Genomic DNA, 25,046 nt, shown 5'->3' with positions numbered 1-25,046 from the left:
CCCTAATTCAATGTAAGCTCACTGCCATCGCTAAGCGTAACCCGCCAGACGGGATGAAGCTGCAGCTTCTCCCCGGCCAGCGCAGGCATATAGGCAGGCGTAAGCTCAATGATCCGCAAGGAGCTGCCGAGCTGCGCCAGCCGCTGCTTCAGCAGTTCGCCGCCGGGCAGCTCGACAATGGTCTTCTCAGACTTGTCCTCATTCGTATACATCAGGGAGCGCTCATAGGAAGAGACCGTTCCCTGCTGGAGCTCCAGATGAATTACGCCATACTGAAGCTGCGGATTGCTCATGATCGGATAGGAGCCGGACGGATAAGCGCCATAATATTGTTGAAAAGAAACCTTGCGGTCCTGCCGGCCCTCCTCCGTAGCAGCCAGCCTGTAGGTTCCGTTCCAGCCGCCATGGTTATTGACGAATTCCACCGCCTCCAGCGCATCCTTTGCCGGTGTGCTGTCGCCATCCGGAAGTGCAGCTGGGTCGCTATAACTCATCCAGTTCTGCTCCTGGTCCACCTGCAGGCTACGTTTGCTGTCCGTGTAAATTTTGGAACCGTCCTTCTCAGGAATGTATCTTGTATTGCCTGCATCGAAGAACAAATTGCTTTGCATTTGCTCAATGGTATACATACCCGCAGGCATCACGACTTTAACCAGCGGAACATCCGCCTCAGGGACATAATACTCACCGTTCACGGCTGTATACAGAGTCAGATTCTTGCCGAAGTCCACATGCTGCTGCACATCCTGAACCGTAAGATCAGCCTTGGCCGCCTCGTACACAATATCCCCGCGTGTGCTGAAGAAGATGACATGGGCTTTGGAGTCATTTTTGATATTGTAGATCCAGATCCGGTCAATGCTCTCCCCCTCGAACAGCGAATCCGGCGAGATCTGCATGACCCGCTGCAGCAGCGTTACCGGAATGCCTGCCCCGAACGACAGCTCAATGCCCGGATTCTCGCTGCGGATCTTGTCCCAGTCGAAATCCTGTACGGACCGCCGCTGGAAGCTCTCGAAGCTGCGGCCCTTCAGGCGGTTCATAATCAGATTATAGAAGGTGGAGCTGGGGTAGAACAGCGTATGCTTGTCCCCGCCCATATGAATAATCATTTTATCGGGGTAGAGCAGGTTCTCCACCTTTTCCTTCAGTCCCATATTATCCGTCTTCACATATAAGGTCTTCGACAACACTGCCGAATCACTGCCGGGCAGCCTGTAGATCAGGTAATAGCTCTCCACGAGACTTCCGAGTATAAGCAGGACCAGCATCCATGACTTGATTCTCTCCTTCACGCCTCACTCCCCCTTTGCTTCATCAAAGGCAGTGTGAATGTGACCAGCGAGCCCTCATTCAGCTCCGATTGCAGGGAGATGGAGCCGCCGTGGGCTTTGACAATTTCCCGGGCAATGGACAGCCCCAGACCTGTTCCGCCCATGTTCCGCGAGCGTGCCTTATCCACCCGGTAGAAGCGTTCAAAGATGCGCTCAATATCCTTCTTCGGAATCCCTATACCGGAGTCGCGGACAGACACAGCCAGCATGCCGTCCTCGCTCTTATGCGCCTCCAGCTGGATCGTCCCGCCCTCCGGCGTATACTTGAGGGCATTGGAAACCAGATTGCCCAGCACCTGATCAATCTGGTCGCGGTCCAGCCAGGCTGTAGCGACATCCTTACGCACCCTGGTGCTGATGTGAATCCGCTTCTGGCGGATCTGGAAGGAGAAGCGGTCCGCCACATCCTCCAGCATCTCGGTGATATCCGTCTGCTGAATGCGCAGGCTGGATTCCTTGGAATCCAGCCGCGACAGATGCAGCAGATCCGTAACCAGCCGGATCATGCGCTCCGTCTCATTGCGGATAACGCCGACGAACCGCACGGCAAGCTGCGGATCTTCAAGTGCTCCGTCATCCAGCGCCTCCGCATAGCTCTTGATCGTCGTAAGCGGCGTCCGCAGCTCATGCGACACATTCGCCACGAACTCCCGTCGGGACTCCTCCAGATTCTCCTGCTCCGTAACATCCTGCAGCACTGCAATCGTCCCGGCGATCCGTCCGCCTTCGCGGCGGTGAATCGGGGTGAAGGTCACCCGCACAATATTGGGATCCTCGCCGACCATAGGAGACAGATGGAGCATAGCAGACTGGGGAACGCCCTGGGTCACCGAGACAGACTGCTCAGGCTCCAGCCCCAGCAGCCCGCCAAGCGAGGCTCCTGCCGGAAGCGGTCCTTCCGCGCCAAGCATCAGGGCAGCGCGCGTATTCATCAGAATCACCGCGCCACTCTCGTCTGTGGCTACGACACCGTCACTCATATTGGCGAGAATGGACGACAGCTTCTCCTTCTCCTCTTCGTTCTGCAGCAGCGCCTCGCGCAGCCGGTCCGTCATATAGTTGAAGGCCTGGCTCAGCTGGCCAATCTCATCATTGCCGAACACAGGTACCTTCCGGTTGAAGCGCCCTTCGGCCACAGCCGTGGCATGCTTGGTCATCTCCTTAATCGGATGTGTGATCGTATGGGCCAGAATGACCCCCAGTACGGCCGTCAACGCCAGCGCCAGCAGCAGCCCCGAGAGGAACACACTGTTAATCCGGCTCATGGTGGCATATAAGTCTTTCATATCGGCAGCTATATAGATGGCGCCTACCACCTTATCACCGGAAATTACCGGCTTCGCTACTACCTTCTTGCGCACATTATCATCAGCGATGATATATTCCTCATTATCGCTGATCCCCTGCAAGGCGCGGCTGACCACGGTCTGCGTGTTCCGCTGACCGACATAGTCATTCTGTGAAGGGATCGAGGTGGTAATAATCTTGCCGCTCGCATCCAGCACCTGAATTTCTGCACCATTGATATACAGATTGTTCACCATGCCGCGCAGGCTCTCCACCGCCGACTCCTCATCGGCTGTTCCTGTCTCACTGCCGAATTTGTCAGCGGTGAGGATCGAGAGCATCTCGGCCCGGGCCTTCAGATCCTTGGTGAAGTTATCCGTCAGCGAGTTCTTCATCGAGCTGACAAAGTATACGCCGATCAGCTGCATCGCAATCAGAATCAGCAGCACGTAGATTACGATAAGCCTGGCCTGAATCGTCCGGAAAAAGGACAGTGCCTTCATTACAACCCTCCGTTTTTGGGGCTATGCATCAAATAACCGAGTCCGCGCCGGGTATGAATATACTCCGGCTTGCTGGGATTCTCCTCAATTTTTTCTCTGAGCCGGCGGATGGTCACATCCACCGTCCGCACATCGCCGAAATATTCGAACCCCCACACAGCCTGCAGCAGATGCTCCCGGGTCATTACCTTGCCCGCATGGCGGATCATATAATAGAGCAGCTCATATTCACGATGTGTCAGATCCAGCGGCTCACTATCCTTGTAGACCATGTACATATCCGTATCAATAAATAATCCGAAATGATAGACACCCTGCTTGCTCTCCACCGCTTCACTCGGCGCTTCCGACGGGGATGGCTTATGCTGGCGCCGCATTTGGGCCTTAACCCTAGCCAGCAACTCACGGGTACTGAACGGCTTGGTCACATAATCATCCGCACCAAGCTCCAGACCCAGCACTTTATCAATCTCCCCATCCTTGGCGGTAAGCATAATGATAGGAATATCCAGATGGGCAGAGCGCACCTCACGGCAGACATCCATTCCGTCCTTGCCGGGCAGCATCAGATCCAGCAGCATCAGATCGGGGCGTTTGGACAGAGCCAGCTCCACCGCACTGTTGCCGTCGAAGGCGCAGATGACCTCGTAGCCCTCTTTTTCCAGATTGAATTTCAATATATCAGCAATAGGTTGTTCATCATCCACTACAAGAATCGTTCCCATTTGCATATGCTCAGCTTCACCTTTCTAACGATACTCGAAACCCTGATTCCTTTATTTTAACATACCTGCCTTAGCGTCACATCTATATAAGATGCCAGTTCAAAGAGAAATAAAAGCCGCCCGAAATGATCCGGACGGCAGAGAAGAATTATAGAATGGTGGTCTAGCTCTTATCCATTACTTCAGGTATTTCATTGGATTGATGGCCGTCCCGTTCTTGCGGATCTCGAAATGCAGATGCGTCCCCGTCGAGCGCCCGGTGCTGCCCATGATTCCGATGGGGCTGCCCTGTCCCAGCTTCTGTCCGGTAGAGACCGAAATACTGCTTAAATGCCCATAGTACGTAACGTATCCGTTATTATGGTTAACGATCACCACATTGCCGTACCCGTTCTGCACACCAGCGAAGCTGACCGTCCCAGCATCCGCAGCCTTGATCGTGCGGTTGCCCGATACCAGATCGACTCCCTTGTGTGTGCGTCCCCAACGCTCGCCGTAGCTGCTGGAGATCATCGCTCCGCTAACCGGCCAGGCGAACATTCCTGTTCCTTCACCTACAACCTTGGTGCCGGAATAGACCACTTCAGGCAGAGAAGCCTTCACTACGCTCTGGCCCAGCCACTCCTCCTGAACCACCTGTCCGTTCTCTTTGGTCAGCCTGTACTTCATCGTTTTGAGCCCGGTTTGTCCGGGGCGGACTACCTTCCGCTTGCCTGCCGGCAGCTGGTCACTCTTGCGGATAATAACCTCAGGCTCCGTGACCACCTCTTCGGTTACCTGTTCTACGGTCACGACCGTTAGGTCAGGCTGTGGCACCGTTAGCTGCAATTCATCCCCAATCTGCAGACTAAGCTCCTTCACCTCGGGATTATTGCGGAAAATCTCCGCCTGAGTGATATTGAACCGGGAAGCAATAGCGGAGACTGTGTCGCCTTCTTGAACCGCATAGCGCAGCGGCGCCTCCCTGCCTTCGGTCAGCACCTTCACTGCCTCTTCTACACTTAGCACCTTATTGGGATCTGCCTTCACCGGAACGATGTTGACTTCCTCCCGAATCTTGACTGACTCCACCTGATCATTGGCGGCTGAACCAGCCGCTCCCGCCTTGGCCGCTGTCTTCTTCAGCTTCGCACCCGGAGCTGCCGCCTTCTGCGGAGCGTAATGCGACTTAACGGCCTGAAGCACCGCCGCCGCCGTCTCCTGATCCTTCACAATCCCGAGTGGTTCCCCGTCCACAGCCAGTTGTACGCCTACGGCATAAGCCTTGAGCATACCATCCAGCTTGTCCAGTGTAGCCTCGCTGTTAATCTCCGGCTTGTAAGCCCGCTGGGCCTCGGTCGTAATACCGCCGGTCTGTAGTACCATCACAGAGTCAGGATACTTGAGCTGATATTCCCGTCTCTTCTCTTCGAACAGCTTGTTCAAATCCGCCTGCTGGTTCAGCGCTCCAATCTCCTCACCGTTCACCAGCACTTTGTAATAGGTTACTGTATTCGCTGCTACCTGCTTCTTCTGTGCCCCCACCAGGAAGGTGGTCAGCAGAACCAGACCGGCAGAAGCCAGTATCCATGAACGCCGGCGGCGGGATTTCATCTCCGGCTGAAAGACACGGGATTCACCCGAAGTCATTGCATCCTTACCTTGTTCACCTGCAGCACCAGATCCTGCGGATGCTTCTGCACGGTTCCGCAGGTTCCCCATCCGGCGTATAAACTTAAATCCTTTCATGAAACTCTCCCTTTCGGCTGTAAAAACAAGAATGTATATGCTTCGTGCATCCGATTTGCATGAGTACGAATATGACTGTATGACGCATACGATAAAGGTTACAAAATATTAACCCTTATTAGTCCTTTTTTACTGTACCATAGCCTGAAGAAAAATTTCAACTTTGCTCCCATAGCAAAACCCGCCAATTTCGCGGGTTTATTCCCAAAATATGCGTTTTAAACGGCGAAGTCTTGTCCAAAAAATGACAATTTTTAATTCTGATTCGTCCCTCCGCTATCTGGTGTAAGCATTTTCATCAGCGCCTTATATTCATCCTCATCTACGTACTTCGCAATGATACCCTGCAGTTCCGTTACTTCGCTCTCTGTCAAGCCGCCCTCCAGGGCAGCGGAGATCTTGATCATCTCCTCCTGGGGAAGCTTATTCATCAGAATATTGAAGATATTGGATTTCGCATTAGCAGGCAGGTTCTCCTTTAGATCATTCATAGCCTCCGGCGTCATCACCAGATTCTGGTCCAGCCCCTGCTCACTCTGTTCTTCTCCTGAAGCGGCTTGTCCCATCACAGGCAGTGCATTATCGGGCACCGTCTCGTCTACCGATTTCTCTTGAAGATTTCCGGCTTTTCCGCCACTGCTGTCCTTCTTCTCTACCTCCGTCTTGCTTGAATCAGCCTCCTTAGTGGAGTTTTTAGTCTCGCTTGAGGCCGCTTTGGAATTCTCCTTGGGGGCAGCCCCGCTGCCGCCCATACCGGTCAGACTCTTCACAAAGCCGCCGATTCCCGGCCCCGGCCCGTCCAGCTTGATATCGAAGCTGGCCAGCACCGACTGGATATACGTATTCACCACATAGGCCGTTGTCAGCATGGACAGGCCGCTCGCCAGCACCACAATCAGGCAGATGCTCAGCGCACGCTTCACTATTTTCACCAACATCACTCCCTTACACCCTGCTCTATTCAACCTCAGAAGAATCGGTTCGCTATGATCCCATTCTCACAGTATTGACTAGAACAACGTCCGGGAAACGTCCCGAAGCACATTAAAGCTGATTACCTGCTGAACAATAATCCTGACAAAACAGAAACAGGAGCCTCACCGAGGCCCCTGCTCCTATACGTATCTATTTAGTTCTGCTTCAGTCTAGATATAGATTGGCAGTACTTGATTAGTCTGTTCACGGTTGCGGCCCACAGAGAAGATCGAGATTGGAATCCCCGTCAGCTCCGATACACGTTCCACGTATTTGCGTGTGTTGGCCGGCAGATCCTCCAGCGTCTTCGCCCCAGTGATGTCTTCGCTCCAGCCTGGAAGCTCCTCGTAGACCGCTTCACACTCTGCCAGCATTTTCAGGCTTGCCGGGTAATGTGTGATAATATCTCCACGGTACTTGTAGCCGGTGCAGATCTTCACAGTCTCAAGACCGCTCAGGACATCCAGCGAGTTCAGCGACAGGCCGGTGATTCCGCTGACGCGGCGGGCGTGACGCACAACCACACTGTCGAACCAGCCCACGCGGCGGGCGCGTCCGGTTACGGTTCCGTACTCATGCCCGGTCTCGCGGATATAATCACCGGTTGCATCGTTCAGCTCTGTAGGGAACGGGCCGTCTCCAACGCGGGTAGTATAAGACTTCGCCACACCGATAACCTGCTTGATCTTGGACGGTCCCACGCCCGAGCCGATGCAGACGCCGCCAGCTGAAGGATTCGATGAAGTAACGAACGGATAAGTTCCCTGGTCGATATCGAGCATCACGCCCTGCGCACCTTCGAACAGCACCCGGGAATCCGCATCAATCGCATCATTCAGTACCACCGAAGTATCGGTTACATAGCCGCGCAGCACTTCTGCATACTCCAGATATTTGGTCAGAATCTCTTCCACATTCAGCGGCTCAGCGCCGTATACCTGAGTGATCACCTGATTCTTCTCTTCCATCAATGGACGAAGTCTCAGCTCGAATTCCTCAGCGTCCATCAGATCGGCAATCCGGATGCCGTTACGGGCAGCCTTATCCATGTAGCACGGGCCGATCCCCTTACGTGTTGTACCGATTTTGTTCGGGCCTTTGCGGTCTTCCTCAAGCGCATCCAGCACCATATGATAAGGCATAATGACATGCGCACGATCGCTGATTACCAGATTCTTCGTATCGAAGCCATTGTCATGAATATAATTAATTTCTTGGATCAGCGCTTCCGGGTTAATGACCATTCCGTTGCCGATAACACAAGTCTTCTCTTTATAAAATACACCAGATGGAATCAAGCTCAGCTTGAACTTCTTTCCGTCAATCAGAATCGTGTGACCGGCATTGTTACCCCCTTGATACCGGGCGACCACATCTGCACTTTCCGCCAGAAAATCCGTGATCTTGCCTTTGCCTTCGTCTCCCCATTGTGTTCCCACGACGACTACCGTTGACATGTACATTCCTCCGTAGGTGCTAGCAAGCACCATTATTTTTCCGCTTATCATAGGGGCTCTGTACGCGCTTCATCTTGTACGCAGCCCTCCGGACACCAGGCGGGCAGGCCGCCAAAGCACAATAATCAGTGTAACAGCGGCACTTTTTAAAGTCAAATAAAAACGAACGATCACAGACTGAAATGTGCGATCGTTCGTGTATTGTGCGAAGTTTGCCTAACCTGCAAACGGTTCTGCATGGGCCCGCTCGTAGTTGACGAACTTGTTGAAGTTCTTGAGGAACACAAGCTCCACCGTCCCTACCGGACCGTTACGCTGCTTGGCAATAATAATTTCGATAATGTTCTTCTTCTCGGTATCCTGATTGTAATAATCATCACGGTACAGGAACGCTACGATATCGGCATCCTGCTCGATAGAGCCTGATTCACGAAGGTCACTCATCATCGGCCGTTTGTCCTGGCGCTGCTCCACACCGCGGCTGAGCTGGGACAAGGCAATAACCGGAACGTCAAGCTCACGGGCGATCTGCTTCAGGGTACGGGAGATTTCCGATACCTCCTGCTGGCGGTTCTCGCCGGCCTTGCCCCGGCCCTGGATCAGCTGCAGGTAGTCGATGACAATCATTCCGAGTCCCTTTTCCTTCTTGAGCCGGCGGCATTTCGCCCGGATATCGGTAACTGTGATGCCCGGAGTGTCGTCGATGTAGATTTCGGACTCGGACAGCGACTGGATGCCCATCGTGAGCTTGGACCAGTCATCATCGCTCTTGAAATCACCGGTACGCATAATATTGGCGTCCAGATTGGCCTCTGCGCAGATCATACGCTGAACCAGCTGGGGCGCCGACATTTCCAGACTGAAGATGGCTACCGTCTCCTTCGCCCGCACCGCCACATTCTGCGCGATATTCAGAGCGAAGGCCGTCTTCCCAACGGAAGGACGGGCCGCCACAATAATTAAGTCATTGCGCTGAAAGCCGTTCGTCATATGGTCCAGGTCAACGAACCCGGTTGGAATCCCCGAGGTTCCGCCTTTATTCTGATGGAGCAGCTCGACCCGGTCGAATACCTGCATGAGCACATCGCGGATGGCAATGAACCCGCTGCCGCTGCGGCGGTTCGAGATCTCCAGGATTCGCCGCTCGGCGTCACTCAGCATAATGCCTACGTCTTCGCCGCCGGTATAGCCTTCGCTGACAATCTGCGTGGCTGTGCGGATCAGCCGCCGCAGCATCGCCTTCTCCTCAATAATCTGGGCGTAATAATCGACGTTGGCCGCAGTCGGCACCGCATGCGCCAGCTTCGCCAGATAGCTGACACCGCCGATATCCTCAAGCTCCCCCTTATCCTGGAGCCGGGATGTCAATGTAATCAGGTCAATCGGCTGGCTCTCTTCTCCGAGCTGCACCATCGCCTCAAATATCATCTGATGCGGTTTGTCGTAGAAGTCTTCGGTATTCACCCGCTCCATCGCGGTAATTAGCGCCTCATCCGACAGTAGAACTGCACCCAGTACGGCCTGTTCTGCCTCCAGATTCTGCGGGGGAACCCGATCGAAAAAGAGATCTCCACCCATCCTACTCCTCCGTTACCTGAACCGTGAGGTTAGCCTTTACTTCAGTATGCAGTTTAACTGTTGCCTGGAACGTGCCTACATGGCGGATCGAATCGCTCAGCTCAATTTTGCGCTTGTCGATGACGATGCCCTGAGTAGCTGCCAGGGTCTCGCCGATCTGCTTGCTGGTAATAGCGCCGAAGAGACGGCCGCCTTCGCCTGCTTTGGCCTTTAGAGTCAGGGTCAGCTCATCCAGCTTCTTGCCCAGCTGTACCGCTTCCTCCTTCTCCTGGTCCTTGCGGCGCTGTTCGGCTGCCGCCTGGTTCTCCAGTGTCTTCACATTACCGTCTGTAGCCGGACGAACCAGCCCGCGCGGCAGCAGGAAATTGGCTGCATAGCCCTCCGACACCTCTTTAACCTGCCCCTTCTTGCCTTGACCCTTAACATCCTTCAAGAATATGACCTTCATTCAAATAACCCCTCTTTCGCTTCAATTTCGGCCAGCACTGCGAGCAGTCTGGCTTCCGCTTCTTTGGTTGTTCCTTCAAGCTGTACAGCCGCGTTGGACAGATGTCCGCCGCCGCCCAGCTTCTCCATGACTACCTGCACATTCATCCGACCCAGAGAACGGGCGCTGATGCCGATCAGGCCGTCAGGACGTTCACTGATGACGAAGGACGCCACCACATTCGTCATCCCCAGCAGCGTATCCGCCGTCTGGGCGATCAGCAGCTGCGGAATCTTCATCCCGGGCTGTGTGACCACCAGTGCTATCTGGTCATACACCATACGCGCATGCTTGATGATCTCCGCCTTCGAGATGTACTCCTGCAGATCCTCCTTCAGCATGCGCTGAATGAGAATCGTATCCGCCCCGACCCGGCGCAGGAACCCGGCGGCCTCGAAGGTCCGCGAGCCTGTATGCAGCGCGAAATGCTTCGTATCGACCGTGATCCCGGCCAGCAGCATCGTGGCCTCCAGCGGGCTGAGCTTAATCTTGTCATGAATGTACTGCAGCAGCTCCGTCACCAGCTCACAGGTCGATGACGCATACGGCTCCAGATACACGAGCACAGCGTCATTGATGAACTCCTCACCCCGGCGGTGATGGTCAACCACCACAATCCGGCTGGCAACCTGCACCAGCCTCGGCTCCATAGTCATGGAAGCCTTGTGTGTATCCACAACAATGAGCAGCGTATGCTCCGTCATCATCTGGAGAGCCTGCTCTGGCGTGATGAAGGTCTTGTAGAGCGCCTCATCCTTGCGGATCTCCTCCATCATCCGGGTAATCGAAGGATTCGGCGTCTCCATCACAATGCTGGCTTCCACATTGTACATCTGTGCCGCCTTAAGCAGGCCAATCGCCGCCCCCACCGCGTCAATATCCGGTATCCGGTGCCCCATAATCAGCACCCGGTCGCTCTCCTGCATCAGATCCCGCAGGGCGTGGGCGATCACCCGCGCCCGGACGCGGGTGCGTTTCTCGGCGGCATTGGTCTTGCCGCCGTAGAAGGAGAGCCGCTGGCCCGCCTTCACAGCGGCCTGGTCCCCGCCTCTGCCGAGCGCCATGTCCAGACTCGACTGGGCAAGCGCTCCCAGCTCACTGGCCGATTCCGAGCCGTAGGCAAGGCCTATGCTCAGCGTCATCGGCACCTTGAGGTCTGCCGTCATCTCACGGACCTCATCCAGCACCACGAACCTGCTCTCCTCCAGGGCCTGAAGGCTGCGGTGATTCAACAGCATCAGGTACCGCTCGGAAGACAAACGGCGCAGATATACCTCGAATTGCTTACTCCACTCGGTAATCTCACTGGCAACCTTGGCGATTAGCGAAGTACGCTGCTGATCATCCATCCCCTGGGCGGCCTCATCCAGATTATCCATCATGACAATTCCAATCGCCAGCTTCTCTTCCTCATACCGCTCACGCAGCACCACAAGCTCGGTAATATCGAATAAATACAGCAGCCGTTCGCTTGGAATCACCACGACCTCATAATAACGGTCATCCACCGTAAGTTCATGGCGCTGCTCCTTCAATACCCCTTCCTTAACCGGTTCCCGCTTGGACGGCAGGTTCTGCAGAGAAGCCATAACCTCAGGCATCAGCTCCTGCATATCTTCACCCACAAGAGACTTGCGGGAGAAGATCTGGCCGGCATTCCGGTTATGCCATTCCACCGCCCGGTCCTCACTGTACAGGATAATTCCGAGCGGAAGCATGCTTACAGCCTCTCCCTCCACCCGCTTGATGCGGAAGGACAGGCCGTTGATATAATCTACAAGGTTGCGGCGGAACGACAGCTCGGCCTGCAGCATGGTGAAACACAATGTGCCGGCCAGGAAGAGGCTGGCAACACCGAGGACCCAGTTATAGATACTCACTACTATAATCAGGACCAGCAGCAGTAAGAACGCCCACACGGTATGATAGCCGTGCCAGCGTCTTTGCAGAAATTTTGGCATGAGCCCTCACCCTATCGTTTCGATTTCTTCACAAGCTCCCGCAGCGGAAACGCCAGGTCCACCACACCAATAATCCAGAATCCCGGCAGAGCAATAACAGGGATTGCCAGCAGAAGAGCGATGATCTTGCTCCACTTCCGTTCATGCACCAGGAAGAAGAGGAAGCCGATGGTCTGAATCTTGAATGCAATCTGCAGCAGCGGCAGCAGATTGGCCGAGACCATTAGCATGAAGCCGCTGTCGGCACCGCCGAACAGCAGGCTGATTACGACGCCAAGCAGATAATACCAGATGAACGATCTGGCCAGTCTCCATTCCCGCGCCGGCTTCAGCTTGGGCACCGCATATTCCATACTGTTCAGAATAGGGCGGACAATGGAATGGGTAATGACCGCAATCACGAACGCACTGAGGATCAGCGTCATCGGTATCGCCTGGATCGTCAGCCAGCTCATCTGGCCAATCTGATCGGAGGAGAGGGCGATCTCGGACAGCAGCGGATTGCTTGCCCCCATACTTGCCAGCCAGTCTGCATAGGTCTTCAGAACATCATAGACGTAGTCGTACAAATTGAACTTAAGGAACGTCGTACTGATCAGCAGGATCAGCAGGAATTCAGCTAGTATAGCGACCATACCAGCAATCAGTGTAGAAATCGCTGAAGCACGCTTCTTGTACCATCGTCCCATCACAAGGGCCGGGATTAAGAAATAAGCCGCAATCAGGATATACATCGGGGTAATCAGGCCCACAATCAGCAGAACCGGTAACAGATGCAGAATGAACTGCTTGGTGTTAAGGGTCGTAAAGAGCACTATGGCCGGAATAATCATAAAGAATGTTGTAATAATTAGCAGCGGGGTTGACAGGGATAACAGCAGCAACAGATAAGCTACGCTCCAAGCCACAGATGTCCAGCGAAATTTCAACAGTATTCACCTCTTACGCATATGTTCTTCTAATGCAGATATATCCTGGTACCATTCTTCGAGCTGATGGCCCTCCTGCCTGTGCTTTCGCAGCTTCTCCAGCAGTAAATCATCCAGCTCGCGATAAGGGATACCGAGTCTGCGCCCCAAGATGTACGAGCTCATAATCAGGCTGGCCAGACTGTCGCCGACACGCGTGGTACTGCCTTCCCACAGCGCTTTGAATAACCTTGAGACTTGATCAATAACTTCCGTCTTTAACCACTCAATTACCTTGGCGCGTTTGGCCACATCCAGATCCTTCGGCACATTGGGCACTGTCTCTCTACCTCCGGCAAAAAGCATTATTCTCCATTATAGCATAAAAATTTCCGCGCCACACGGACGCCTGCCGCCCCTGAATACCGCCTTCCATCTTTCAAAAAAGGCCCGCATTCCGCTTCGCCGGAAATACAGGCCTTGGTACCTTATAACGATTCGAGCGATTGCCGTGAGACAAATTTCTCGCAGTATTCAATAATCTGGCTCCGGCGTACAATGCCGATGAACCGCTTCATGTCGTCGACCACCGGTACAAAGTTCTGGACCTTGGCCAAATTAATCAGATCTTCCATATCCGCATCAATCGAGACCGCCAGATTGTTCATCCGCAGCGGGACATCCTTAAGCAGAAATTTGGAAGCATTCTCAAAGGTGACCGCGCCGCCCGACTCCTTCATATACCAGAGCAAATCACCTTCTGTAACCGTTCCCGCATATTCTCCGTTGCGGTTCAGGATCGGCACTGCTGTATAGCGGTGAAACTCCATCCGTTCCAGGGTCTGCCGCAGCGTCGAATCCATGGTAACACAAGCGACCTCCTGCTTCGGAAGTAAAAAAAACGCAATGTTCATCTCTTAATCCTCCTCAAAGAATTCCGAAGGAATGCTACTTTACCTTCCTTGCACTAAAGCCCACCGTAGTTATACGTCTGCCCTCAGCAATAAGTTCCATTCCATTATAGCATGAAGACAGTAAACAGCAGCCATTAACCTTGAGGGAATGGCTGCTGTTTTTATAACGGGTCAAGAAAATCGGTTCTGATCCTTATTGTACTGCAGGTGTGGCCGAAGGCTCAAGCGCATTGCCGGCCTTGCCTGGCTCAATCAGCTGGTCAACCGGTGTGCTGGGGTTCATCCAGTTGTCGATCAGCGCCTTGGCTTTATTCAGATCCTCTTCGTTCACTATATCGTAGTAGACCCCGTCCATCCGTTTGCCTTCCCCCATCACCGTGAAGCTGGAGATATCCATGTCCTTGCCGCCCATGAACTTCTTGGCGAGACTGATGATCATCGAGGGCTGAATATCCGTTTTGAAGTTGTCGCCCATGATATCCAGCAGCTCAGGAATATTGCCGATCTGGCTGATCGATAACATTTTATTCGCTACGACATCAATAAAGACCTGTTGACGTTTGGTACGGTTGAAGTCGCTATCCTCACGGTAGCGGGTATAGTTAAGTGCCTCTTCGCCGCTATAATTCGACTTATTGGCCTTAATGGTGAATTTCTCATGGTCTTTGCCTTTGTTGACAATATCCTTCTTGATCGGGAGCGGCACACCGCCAATGGCATCGACAGCATCCTTCAGCCCCTGAAAGTTGATGGTGGCATAATATTGAATATCATGGCCGAGGAGCGCTTCCAGTGTGTCCTTAGACATTTGCTGCCCGCCGAATGCATACGCATGTGTAATTTTATCCTTCTTATTGTCCTTGTATCCGATAATTTCCGTGTAGGTATCCCGGGGAACGGAGATCAGCAGAATTTTATAATCCTCCGGCCGGATCACCGCATACATCATGGTATCTGAGCGTGCGGTTTCATTCTTCCGCTGATCTGTACCAAGAAGCATCAGAGAGAACGGGTCGCTTTTGAGTGCCACGGGTTCAGCCTTAACGGAAGTCGGTGTCTTGCTGGTGTTATTCTCCAGAGGCACATAGGATGCATCCGTCAGCTTCTGCTCCACCTGATCGGATAAAAAGAGGTCGAATGCCAGCACAGCCAGCGGCTTCTGGAACAGAAACCCTCCGGCTGCAATCACCAGTACCAGAATGAGCGCAATGTATCTTTTTTTTATTTTTTTAAGCTTATTCATCATTTTTGATTCCTTCTTTATGGTGGAATGTACATATTATGAACGTAATCTATTTACAATGGCCGCCTGGGCTTCCAAGGCAGTCATGAGTGGGCTGTTCTAGCTGCTGTACGCCGCCCTGCTTCAGATGGTATTATTCCCCCTTTCCGGGATTCGGGTCGTTCTAATTGTAGAATAAACCTGGAAAACGGCTTTGACACATAAACAATATTTCTATTGTAATCACTTCACCACTAAAAAGAAACAACAAATAACGACAACTTTGACACTTAGGCCGCTTATATTCCATAAAGTATATGACGCAGCAAACGGCGTTTTGATTCTTTTTCAGCCAAAAAAAATAAAAAAAGACAGTCTGTTCAGCCACTTAACACAGCAGATCAGACCGTCCTCTTAGCCTATTCAGTATCCTTAATCCACCAGCTCTGCGGATTGATGATATTGCTTAAAGCGTTCATTGTTACCCCCTGCAGGCGCTTATTCACCGCAGTAATATCCGAGCGTTCAGCGAAAAAGATCATTGGAACCTCATCATTGATCAGCTTCTGCCATTCATAATAGATTTCCTTCCGGAAGTCCTTATCATACGCCTTCAGGCTGACCCCTTCCCGGATCAGGTCCTCACTGCGCTTCGACGTCCACCGGGGGTAATTCCACGAATCGGTAGCGCGCCATAGGCCCGAAGGATCAGGGTCGCTGGCCAGTCCCCACACGCCGTTGAACAGCTCCACTGCCGGATCATCCGACTCCACAGCTTCATAAAAGGTATTCAGCTCCTTGAGGCTTCCTCCGCTGAGCCGCACATCCAGCCCGACATCACGCCAATTCTGGAGAATGGCTGCCGTCCGGGCCTCAGCTGTCTTGCTGCCGCTCATCGCATCATAGTGAATAACGAGCTTCTTGCCGCCGGGATCTTCGCGGAGTCCATCCCCGTCTAGATCCAGATACCCGGCCTCATCCAGCAGCTGCCCAGCCTTTTCCGGAGAATAGGGATAGGTGTCGATCTCCTCATCCGCGATCTTGGCCCAGCTGGAGCTGGGGATAGGTGTCTCGATAAGCGTCCCAAGGCCATAGGAATATTTATCTAGAATCCCTTGCCGGTCAAGTGCATAATACATTGCCTTACGCAGTCGTTTATCCTTGAACTTGGGATTATCCATTACCACCTGACCGTCTGTCTCATCCCAGTGTCCAAACTTGAACCCGATATATTCAAACGACATTCCTGGTGTGACCCTAATCTCTACGTTATCCAATTGCCCTGCGGCCTCATAGGCATCACGCGGCAAAGCCGCCATATCGACAGTTCCTGCTTCAAGCAGAGAGGTAATATCCTTGCTGTCGATCGCCTTATAAGTAATCCCGTCCAGAAGCGCTCCGCCCTTGTAATAATTATCGAACCGTTTCATTTCCACCGTCTGGCCCGGCACAATGCTGGTTACCATGAACGGACCCGTGCCAATTGGCCGCTTGCGCACCTGATCGCTGTCCAGCATGTCCTTAACTGCCACTCCCGCGAAGTACCGCTTGTTCATCGGGTAGGCCCACAGATTATCAATCACGTTCACACGTGCTGAATTCATTGTAATGCGCAGCGTATACGGGTCCATCACCTTAAGCCCTGTAATTTCCTTCGCCTGGCCCTGGTGGTACGCTTCTGCGCCCTTGATCATCTCAACGCTATAATATCTGGAACCCGTATACTCCGGGCTGGCGATAGTCTCCAGAGCAAACTTCCAATCCTCCACGGTCAGCTCATCCCCGTTATGCCAGCGGACCCCGGGCTTAATGGTGAATGTGAACACCGTATGATCCTCGGACTCCTGCCAGCTGGCGATATTAGGAGCGGTGGACAAATCATCCTTCACAGTGAACATCGCCTCAGTGGTGAACTCCAGCACATTGGAATCATCTTCTCCTTCGAAGAATGCCGGTTCAAAGATCCCTTGAAAAGCGGACGGGTAGCCGAAGGTCACAGTCCCGCCTGTAATGGGTTCATCGGCTGTTTGGCTAAGGCGCGCCACAACATTCTTGACGGCCGGGCTTGGCCCGCTGCATGCCGACAATGCCACCAAGAGCGCAAGCGGTAGCATCAGTCTGCCGATGAGTCGGTTTGACATATATTTCTTCCCTCCCGGGTTGGATCACACAGTAATGTAAGCGGTTTCTACACTAGATTTTACTGTAATGCCTATTATGCAGATTATGGACAAATAATTATTCCACATTATAGAGGATATACAATATTCACTGTAAAGTGAAGTCTTTAATTTATTTAGGGGCAGCCCAGAACCCTTCCGGTGTTGAAAAAAGCCTGCCCTGACGGGCAGACTTCAGCTACAGCAGCGCCTTAATTTTCCTCTCCCGGATGGATGATGCTCAGGCCCTCTACATGCTTTTTCCGCATCAGCTTACGCTTCTTCCGGGTCTCCTTGCTCTCAAAAATAATATCAAAATCATAATCCTCGGGGTACAGCTCCTCCTTGGACAGATAAGGCTTCAGCCGTTTGTGGTTAATACTCAGCTTCTGCTTCTGGATCATCACTCCGACCCTCCCCCGGCTGTCCTTCTTCTCATAGACAATTCCCGTCCGCCCTAAAGAGCTGACATAGACAGCATCCCCTATCGCAAATTCAGGTACTGGAGTATGCGCCTCCTGTAATGCAACGTTTCCCTGCTGTCCTTCAGCCGTTCTATCCGCTTTTGCAGTTATTTCATTCTGCGCTGCTTTAGCTCTCTCAGCAGCTCTGATAGCGTCCTTCCACGGGCTGTGGCCGCCTCTGTGTCCCTGCTGCTCTGTCACAAGCTGTTTGGCCCGCTCGATAACGGAATGGACAATACCCAGCTTCTCGGCGATCTGCAGCGCGTAGCTCTCGCCAGCTTCGCCAATCGTTAGCTTATACAGCGGCTGCAGCGTGTTCTTATCGAACTCCATCCGTGCATTCTCGAAGCCTGCCGTTGCCGCCGCGAAGGCCTTCAGCTCATTGAAGTGGGTCGTTACCACGATATTAGCCCCCTTTCGGTTCAACTCCTCCAGAATCGCGATGGACAGCGCGAACCCTTCACCAGGGTCTGTGCCGGCAGCCAGCTCATCAATCAGCAGCAGCACGCCTCTGCCGGCATCATAGAGCATTCCTTCAATACTCTTCATCTGTGCCGAGAAGGTGCTTAGGGACTGTGTCAGGCTCTGTCCGTCTCCGATAACGCTCATTACATTGGTGAAGACCGCGAAGTCACTGCCGGGATCAACCGGTACCAGCAGGCCGGACTGCGCCATTAATACGAGCAGGCCCAGGGTTTTGAGCACCACCGTCTTGCCGCCTGTATTCGGCCCGGTCACGATCAGCGATTTATACCCTTGACCGAGCTCCAGACTGACCGGCACCATATCCTTCAGCAGGGGGTGACGGCCTCCATTCATCCTTACATAACCGCGTTCGTTCAGTGCAACCGGCCCCGCATCCATTACCCGGGCAACCTTCCCTTTGGCGAAAATAAAGTCATACATGCCCGTCACCTCAATATTAAGCCGGATAGCGGCCTGCTCCTGCTCTATCAGCCCTGTCAGCATACTCAGGATTATTCCTTCCTCGCGGGCCTCGTCAGCAGTCAGGAGCTCGATCTCTCCCTGTAACGAGGCCACCTCATCCGGCTCCACGAATACCGTCTGCCCGCTGGTGGACTGGTCCAGCACCGAGCCCCTAATTTGCTTGTGATACTCCCGTTTCACCGGAATGACATACCGCCCGCCGCGCATACTGACCAGACTTTCCTGTAAAATGGATTTGTGGCGGTTCATGATACTCTCCAGCTTCCGGTGCAGGCGCTCCTTGGCGACTGCCAGCCGTTTGCGGACCCGTTCCAGTCCTTTGCTGGCGTGGTCATCAATGACGCCCAGCCGGATACACCGTTCTATCTCGTCCCGAACCCTATTCAGCTCCTGAAGGGATGCCCCGTAAGCGGCGATGCGCGGCGCTATCTGCTCCTTGGCGGCCATGTATTTCCTGAGCTGTCCGCAGCTGTTCAGAAACAGCGAGACTGCGGTGAAATCCTGCTCATTGTACATATAGCCGGTCCCGAGCAGTGACAGCACCCATTCAATGCCCTCCAGCGAGGGAATCGGCACACTGGCTCCGCGCTCCAGCAGCTCCTTCGCTTCTTGCGCCTCCTCAAGCGCCCGGTGTATCGCCGGCAGGTAGATCATTGGCTGAAGCTCTCTGACAACCCTTCTTCCCTCATAAGATACCGCATGACGCATCAATTCCTGCTTAATTGTCTCATATTCCAATGTGTGCAGACTTTGCAGATTCAACTTGAGTTCCTCCTTGTATACAAGTATATTTCTTATCCCAATCCACTGCGCAAAACGCAAAAAGAGGGCAAAGAACCGCCACCACGGCAGTCTTCGCCCTCTTTTTGCTGCTGCTTCTCTTTGGCTTCAGAGTCCCGCCCCTTACGGGAAGACGACTGAAAACAGAAAAAACCGTGCTGCAAGAGCACGGTTAATCACAAAGAGAACAATAGCCGGATCAAGAGGCCATCATGACGCTTCGCGTGTGTTCTTAACTAAATCATTCATTCCAGCAGCCCGCAGTCTACTCAGTCAGAGATGTCATCAGGACAGACTCCAACAAGACATGCCCCCGGCAAAATCAGAGCATGCGGCGGCTAACAGCCGGAACGATATGAAATTGCTTAGTTAAGAACGCTCACCAACATCAAAATTTCCCCTTTAGTTATAGGATACCTGTAATTTACTACACCTAGAATCCGTTTGTCAATTATGGGTTATCCCATACAAAAAGCAGCCGGCTAAGCCGGCTGCTTCATAAAACGTCCTATTCTGTTGTGTAAGGCAGCAGCGCGATTTGACGCGAGCGCTTTACAGCAATAGTCAGAGCGCGTTGGTATTTTGCACTTGTACCAGTTACACGACGCGGCAAGATCTTTCCGCGTTCGCTGATGAACTTCTTAAGAAGCTCAGTGTCTTTATAATCAATGTGAGTAATCTTGTTCACAGTGAAATAGCACACTTTTTTACGCTTGTTGCGTCCACCACGACGTGCCGGTCTTTTGTCGTTGTCCGCACCTTCTCTTGGTTTGAAAGCCATGTTCAGTTCAGTCCTTCCTTATTAAAATGGCAAATCATCGTCCGATATATCGATCGGTTTTCCATCGCCCGAAAAAGGATCTTGGGTATTGTTGTTACGCGAGAAATTATTGTTGTTGCCATTTCCGCGAGCACTGTTCCCGCCGTTACCGCCGCCACCGAAGGCTGGCTCTTCAGGCATACTTCCACCACTTGATGCATTTCCGCCTTCACGGCTCTGCGCGGATTCCAGGAAACGGACATTATCGGCAATAACTTCAGTAACGTATACACGTTTGCCTTCGTTATTTTCGTAATTCCGTACTTGGATGCGTCCTTCCACGGCTGCCAGTCTTCCTTTGCGCAAATAATTGGCACAGGTCTCAGCCAGCTGTCTCCAGGTTACTACCGGGATAAAGTCCGCCTCGCGTTCACCATTCTGGCCCGTAAAGTTACGGTCTACGGCAAGCGTAAACTGTGTTACGGCAACACCAGCAGGAGTATAACGAAGTTCCGGGTCACGGGTCAACCGACCGATCAGAATGATACGGTTCAACAATTAGGTCCCCTCCTTAATAGCGCGATTCGTTACAAAGCTTGTCAATATCTTAGGCAACGTCGTTCGTAATGAGATAACGAATTACTTCGTCAGAAATCTTCATGATACGCTCAAGCTCAGTAACTACTGCAGGTTCTGCATTGAAGTTAACCAAAACAAAAACGCCATCACGATGTTTCTTGATCTCATACGCAAGACGGCGTTTACCTTGCACATCGTGCTTTGTAATTTCTCCGCCGTTGGAGATGATGCCTTGGAATTTTTCGACTGCTGCTTGAACGGCTTCTTGTTCAATGTCAGGACGAATAATGTACATGACTTCATATTTGCGCATAATTTTCACCTCCTTATGGTCTGCGGCCCCTGATCAGGTCAGGAGCAAGGAACGAGCACAAACATAGACTCGCACCAAATTAATATACCAAACCCAGCAGAGGATTGCAAGTTTTATTAATACGTACCAGATGCTGGACCCCCAAAAAATGTTGGCGGATTCCGAAAGAACCTCTGAGTAATCCCTCATCGTCAAGGCCACAATATAACAGCTTCATCATTCGATTACAGGAGGTTATTCACCAATGGGCGAACAGACGGAGTATGAAAAGGGCGACAAAGCCCCCAACCCGGGCGTTTACACCGAGGTAGGCGAAGCGCGGAGCTTCCACACGGAGATTCAGAATCCGAAGCGCATTACAATGGAGAAAGGCGACACCTTCCCGGAGACCAGCAACCAGAACCGCAAGTGGAAAAAAGTCGAGAAGGCCCGTGTCCATTAATTTCAGCAGCCAGGTATAAAACCTTGAAGGCTGCGCATACTAGACCCAGGCAGTACAAAAGAGAGGTGTGGTTCCGTTGAACGTCGCAGACGAACACGATCACAGGGATTCTGAATTCAGCAGCTATCGTACCCGGGGAGAGTGAAGCTGGCTCTGTAAAAAGGAGTAACAGCTTTGGCATTACCCAATCACAGTAGTAGCTATAGACAGAGATTTCCGAACGTCATTGATGTGCTGCCTCTGGAAGAGAGACCTGCGAAGGTCTCTCTTTTTGCATTGAAGATCAACAAACACAAAATCACCCTAAAGGATGACAGATGCTGTTGTCTTATCCCCGTACATCCGACATATGCACCTTTTTGGCTGCTGATTGTATTCGGTTTTCCGCATACATCGATGCCACTTGCCTAATTATAGTCTTCCGTATAAAACCGTTATTTCCCCACAATACACGGAAACTATACTTTCTTATATAACAAAAAAGCCCCCGTATCAGAACGGAGGTCTCATAAATTAAGAATATAATTGCTGAAGTGGCGGAGAGGGTGGGATTCGAACCCACGCACGCTGTGACACGCCTAACTGATTTCGAGTCAGCCCCCTTGGGCCTCTTGGGTACCTCTCCGCAGCAAGAATTATCATATCATGCCAATCGCACAATTGCAAGCGTTATTCATTTGCGTTTCGCTTCCTGCGCCAGCTTAATTATTCTCCGCTCCACTATCCGCTGAATGCAGGACCTTCTTCAGATTCTTTTCGAATTTGGCGCGGGGAATGAGGACACTGTGCTGACAGCCGGTGCACTTAATCCGGATATCCATCCCCATACGGATAATCTCCATCTCGTTACTTCCGCAGGGATGCTGCTTCTTCATCTGCACAATATCACCCAGCCCGAATACCTTGCGTTCCATTACTCTTCCCCCTCCTCTGCCTCTTGCGCAGCAGCTACCTGCCTTCTTGGGCTGGCCTCTTGCTCCTCACGGGCTCTACGGGCTTCCTCTGTGCGTTCCTGCTCACGGGCCGCCTCAGCCTCTCTTGCCTCCCTCTCCGCCTGCTCACGCGCCTCCTGCTCGGCCTTAGCAGCCTCCAGGGCGCTCTGCTTCTCCAGAGCATGCTTGATATCATTCTGAATCTGCCGCTCGGCAGCGTCTCTGGCATTAGGCAGGCAATTCGCCGCTATGCGGATGACATACTCTGAGGTGCTCATCGACTGGATTCCTAGAATATTAGGGTAGGCAATGACACTGGAGCTGCGTTCCTCGATGCCCTGAAGCGCCTCGCCGATCAGTGCCAGGGTGGCTTCGAGCCCGCGTTCGATTTTAACCGGAACATCTACTACTGCCAGTGCATTCGCCAGCGAATAATTCGTCACATTAACAATCGTGCCGTTAGGAATGATGTGTACCTCGCCCGTAGCACTTAGCAGTCTGGTCGTCCTCAGGCCAATCATCTCTACCGTTCCCTTATAGGTTCCGCTCTGGATAACATCCCCGACTGCAAACTGGTCCTCAAAAATAATAAAGAAGCCCGTAATCACATCTTTGACCAAACTTTGTGCGCCGAACCCTATAGCCAGCCCGACTACCCCTGCTCCGGCGAGCAGCGGCTTCAGATCGAAGTTGAACTCCGACAGAACCAGCAGGATCATGGTGAAGTTACAGAAGAAGGTAACCACATTCTTCATCAGTCCGCCGACCGTGGAGAAGCGCCGGTTATTGACTAATGCCCTCCCCCTCGTCTCCCGCTCAAGAGACCGGTCAATCACATTGGAGACCACCTTGATAATCACCCTGGTCAGAATGAAAATTATGAGAATTCTGATTCCCGAAAACAGGACCGCGGCCCACATATCAGTATTGGTGAACCAGTCCCATAATTTATCTTTGAAGCGGACGGCATCATTAACAACACCGTCAACGCCGTCGGCCGCCAGTAAGCTGTTAATCATCGAACCCCTCCTTCTCCGTTATTTCCACATACCCTGCACCCTCAACGGCCTTGGCGAAGATCCCCCGGATCTCTACGTTCTGCTCTTCGACCAGGACCCTTACCTCATCCAGCGCACTCCGGTAGAATTGGATCGACATCGCACAGCCGGCGGTGATCTCCTTGGGCGTAGGGAAGATATCGATTTCAATCTCCGCATATTCAAGCAGCATCTCGGCGCGCAGCGCCTGCTGGGTCGAATCAAACGCTAGCAGCAGTTCCTCCTCCACACTCCACGCCTCCTCTGGGCTATTGGTCCTATCTATTGCCGCCATAGTATAAAAAACCACTTCCATCCATATACTAGGATCATCAGAACACGCTCCCGCGGACGTAAGCCTTGCATAATCAGCAGCCTGGCAGCCTGACTGCTTTTTCAGCTGATTTTCCGTGATTTGCAGTCGCCGCCTCAGAAAGGACGATTATATGAATTTCTCTTCCAAAGCTCCACCGCTGCAAGAACCATCCTGTTTAAAAATATCACATGCCGACCCCAATATCTATTCTGCCATTACCCACCGTCTGCTGTTCCACTTTTCGCGCACCCGTCCGGATACGCCCATTGTCATTATCTGCGTGGGCACGGACCGCTCGACCGGCGATTCTCTTGGCCCCCTGGTCGGCACGACACTGGCCCGCTTTCACAGCCCGCTGTTCCATCTCTACGGAACGCTGGAGGAGCCGGTACATGCCATTAACCTGGAAGAGACAGTTAGCCTTGTGTACCAAAAGCATGCCAACCCGTTCATCATCGCCATTGACGCCTGTCTCGGCCAGTCCACCAGCGTCGGCTGCATTCAGGTGGTTGAAGGTCCGCTGCGTCCTGGCGCAGGGGTCAACAAGCAGCTTCCCCCCGTTGGCGATATCCATTTGACCGGCATCGTTAATGTGGGAGGATTCATGGAATATTTCGTATTGCAGAACACCAGATTAAGCTTGGTGATGCGCTTGTCGGATATTATTTCATCCAGCCTCTACTCTGCCTTGAAGCAGTGGAACCTGCATGCTAGATCTGCTGCAACGCGAGAGCAATAACTTCCTTCTCCTCCGGTGACAGAGCATACGGGGTCTCTCCCTGTTCAATCGGCTTAGCATAGATATATGAGTTCTCGCGGTTGTGCAGACTGCTCAGCACAATCCCGCTGTGGTTGTCATCCAGAATGGCAAGCGAGAAACTCAGGTCATTACCGCGTTCTCCAAAAGCGTTATAGCGCTTCATGGCCACCTTCGACTTCATGCCGCGCATTTTGGTATGTGCCGCTTCAAGCAGCGTCTTCTGCTCCAGCTGGACCTCCTCCAGCATATCCCCCTGATTCTTCAGGTTGACCAGCAGATTCTCCAGATCCTCTATGCCATTCCCGCCCATCATGGCTTCGTACCGGCTCCGCATTCTGCGAAGCCTGGCACCCTGGACGATCATCATAATGGCCATCAGTATGATTACCCCGGCAAAGCCCATGATGAACGCCGATAAATACTCGCTTATGATTTCATTTAACTCCGACATGTTGAATCATCCTTTATACAAAAATA

General features: G+C 52.6%; 24 protein-coding genes and 1 tRNA gene. 2 read left to right on the top strand and 23 right to left on the bottom strand.

The window, feature by feature from the left end:
- Positions 1–2: 2 nt before the first annotated feature.
- From MKY64_RS27560 to rpsF, 18 genes are all read right to left on the bottom strand, one after another.
- Positions 3–1,295, bottom strand: a complete 1,293-nt coding sequence (locus MKY64_RS27560; RefSeq protein ID WP_340956940.1) for a YycH family regulatory protein — start codon at positions 1,293–1,295, stop codon at positions 3–5.
- Entirely contained in the window at positions 1,292–3,124 is a 1,833-nt protein-coding gene (walK, locus tag MKY64_RS27555; protein WP_036728025.1) for a cell wall metabolism sensor histidine kinase WalK, read from the bottom strand. Before walK ends, MKY64_RS27560 begins: the two co-directional genes overlap by 4 nt.
- The gene (gene yycF / locus MKY64_RS27550) at positions 3,124–3,855 is read right to left on the bottom strand and encodes a response regulator YycF (RefSeq protein ID WP_340750549.1); all 732 of its coding nucleotides are present in this window, start codon (positions 3,853–3,855) and stop codon (positions 3,124–3,126) included. The genes walK and yycF overlap by 1 nt, the downstream gene beginning before the upstream one ends.
- A gap of 171 nt (positions 3,856–4,026) precedes the next feature.
- Entirely contained in the window at positions 4,027–5,577 is a 1,551-nt protein-coding gene (locus MKY64_RS27545; RefSeq protein WP_340956938.1) for a M23 family metallopeptidase, read from the bottom strand.
- A gap of 254 nt (positions 5,578–5,831) precedes the next feature.
- Entirely contained in the window at positions 5,832–6,509 is a 678-nt protein-coding gene (locus tag MKY64_RS27540; RefSeq protein WP_340956937.1) for a hypothetical protein, read from the bottom strand.
- 213 nt (positions 6,510–6,722) lie between these two features.
- Positions 6,723–8,009: an adenylosuccinate synthase gene (locus MKY64_RS27535; RefSeq protein ID WP_076081902.1), complete on the bottom strand. Its 1,287-nt coding sequence runs from the start codon at positions 8,007–8,009 to the stop codon at positions 6,723–6,725.
- A 216-nt stretch (positions 8,010–8,225) separates the two neighbouring features.
- Positions 8,226–9,587, bottom strand: a complete 1,362-nt coding sequence (gene dnaB / locus MKY64_RS27530; protein WP_036699821.1) for a replicative DNA helicase — start codon at positions 9,585–9,587, stop codon at positions 8,226–8,228.
- Position 9,588: 1 nt separating this feature from the next.
- On the bottom strand, positions 9,589–10,035 hold the full coding sequence (rplI, locus tag MKY64_RS27525) for a 50S ribosomal protein L9 (protein ID WP_036728030.1): 447 nt from the start codon (positions 10,033–10,035) through the stop codon (positions 9,589–9,591).
- The gene (locus MKY64_RS27520) at positions 10,032–12,035 is read right to left on the bottom strand and encodes a DHH family phosphoesterase (protein WP_076081903.1); all 2,004 of its coding nucleotides are present in this window, start codon (positions 12,033–12,035) and stop codon (positions 10,032–10,034) included. Before MKY64_RS27520 ends, rplI begins: the two co-directional genes overlap by 4 nt.
- A gap of 11 nt (positions 12,036–12,046) precedes the next feature.
- A complete protein-coding gene (locus tag MKY64_RS27515; protein WP_036728034.1) occupies positions 12,047–12,964 on the bottom strand; it encodes a DUF2232 domain-containing protein in 918 nt (305 codons plus the stop codon).
- A gap of 6 nt (positions 12,965–12,970) precedes the next feature.
- A complete protein-coding gene (locus MKY64_RS27510; RefSeq protein ID WP_179090524.1) occupies positions 12,971–13,273 on the bottom strand; it encodes a MazG-like family protein in 303 nt (100 codons plus the stop codon).
- Between the two features lie 158 nt (positions 13,274–13,431).
- On the bottom strand, positions 13,432–13,857 hold the full coding sequence (locus MKY64_RS27505) for a CBS domain-containing protein (RefSeq protein ID WP_036728036.1): 426 nt from the start codon (positions 13,855–13,857) through the stop codon (positions 13,432–13,434).
- Positions 13,858–14,050: 193 nt separating this feature from the next.
- Positions 14,051–15,103, bottom strand: coding sequence for an LCP family protein (locus MKY64_RS27500; protein WP_036728037.1), 1,053 nt, complete (start codon positions 15,101–15,103; stop codon positions 14,051–14,053).
- Positions 15,104–15,498: 395 nt separating this feature from the next.
- On the bottom strand, positions 15,499–17,220 hold the full coding sequence (gene opp4A, locus MKY64_RS27495) for an oligopeptide ABC transporter substrate-binding protein (RefSeq protein ID WP_051478243.1): 1,722 nt from the start codon (positions 17,218–17,220) through the stop codon (positions 15,499–15,501).
- A gap of 230 nt (positions 17,221–17,450) precedes the next feature.
- Positions 17,451–19,412: an endonuclease MutS2 gene (locus MKY64_RS27490; RefSeq protein WP_339312186.1), complete on the bottom strand. Its 1,962-nt coding sequence runs from the start codon at positions 19,410–19,412 to the stop codon at positions 17,451–17,453.
- A 526-nt stretch (positions 19,413–19,938) separates the two neighbouring features.
- Positions 19,939–20,211: a 30S ribosomal protein S18 gene (rpsR, locus tag MKY64_RS27485; protein WP_036699837.1), complete on the bottom strand. Its 273-nt coding sequence runs from the start codon at positions 20,209–20,211 to the stop codon at positions 19,939–19,941.
- A gap of 21 nt (positions 20,212–20,232) precedes the next feature.
- Positions 20,233–20,748 (bottom strand): single-stranded DNA-binding protein, encoded by a 516-nt coding sequence (gene ssb, locus MKY64_RS27480; protein ID WP_036728041.1) that lies wholly within the window; start codon positions 20,746–20,748, stop codon positions 20,233–20,235.
- Positions 20,749–20,797: 49 nt separating this feature from the next.
- Entirely contained in the window at positions 20,798–21,082 is a 285-nt protein-coding gene (gene rpsF / locus MKY64_RS27475) for a 30S ribosomal protein S6 (protein ID WP_036728042.1), read from the bottom strand.
- A gap of 244 nt (positions 21,083–21,326) precedes the next feature.
- Here rpsF and MKY64_RS27470 point away from each other — a divergent pair, with 244 nt between their 5' ends.
- Entirely contained in the window at positions 21,327–21,524 is a 198-nt protein-coding gene (locus tag MKY64_RS27470; protein WP_036728044.1) for a YjzC family protein, read from the top strand.
- A 534-nt stretch (positions 21,525–22,058) separates the two neighbouring features.
- Here the strand turns inward: MKY64_RS27470 and MKY64_RS27465 are convergent.
- The 4 genes from MKY64_RS27465 to MKY64_RS27450 form a co-directional block, all read right to left on the bottom strand.
- Positions 22,059–22,149, bottom strand: a tRNA-Ser gene (locus tag MKY64_RS27465).
- Between the two features lie 76 nt (positions 22,150–22,225).
- Positions 22,226–22,438 carry a DUF951 domain-containing protein gene (locus MKY64_RS27460; protein WP_036728045.1) on the bottom strand — a complete coding sequence of 71 codons (213 nt, stop codon included), beginning with the start codon at positions 22,436–22,438 and terminating at the stop codon, positions 22,226–22,228.
- Positions 22,438–23,475 carry a mechanosensitive ion channel family protein gene (locus MKY64_RS27455; protein WP_340956933.1) on the bottom strand — a complete coding sequence of 346 codons (1,038 nt, stop codon included), beginning with the start codon at positions 23,473–23,475 and terminating at the stop codon, positions 22,438–22,440. Before MKY64_RS27455 ends, MKY64_RS27460 begins: the two co-directional genes overlap by 1 nt.
- Positions 23,468–23,743 (bottom strand): DUF3343 domain-containing protein, encoded by a 276-nt coding sequence (locus MKY64_RS27450; RefSeq protein ID WP_036728049.1) that lies wholly within the window; start codon positions 23,741–23,743, stop codon positions 23,468–23,470. The genes MKY64_RS27455 and MKY64_RS27450 overlap by 8 nt, the downstream gene beginning before the upstream one ends.
- A gap of 196 nt (positions 23,744–23,939) precedes the next feature.
- Between MKY64_RS27450 and yyaC the strand changes: the two genes are divergently transcribed.
- Positions 23,940–24,548, top strand: a complete 609-nt coding sequence (yyaC, locus tag MKY64_RS27445) for a spore protease YyaC (protein WP_036728050.1) — start codon at positions 23,940–23,942, stop codon at positions 24,546–24,548.
- Here the strand turns inward: yyaC and MKY64_RS27440 are convergent.
- Positions 24,520–25,020: a DUF4446 family protein gene (locus MKY64_RS27440; RefSeq protein WP_209879288.1), complete on the bottom strand. Its 501-nt coding sequence runs from the start codon at positions 25,018–25,020 to the stop codon at positions 24,520–24,522. The two genes, yyaC and MKY64_RS27440, sit on opposite strands and share 29 nt — an antisense overlap.
- Between the last annotated feature and the right edge of the window lie 26 nt (positions 25,021–25,046).

It is taken from the genome of Paenibacillus sp. FSL R7-0210 (assembly GCF_038009085.1).
Taxonomy (GTDB): Bacteria; Bacillota; Bacilli; order Paenibacillales; family Paenibacillaceae; genus Paenibacillus_AQ; species Paenibacillus_AQ silagei.
This window is presented reverse-complemented; position numbering and strand designations above follow the sequence as displayed.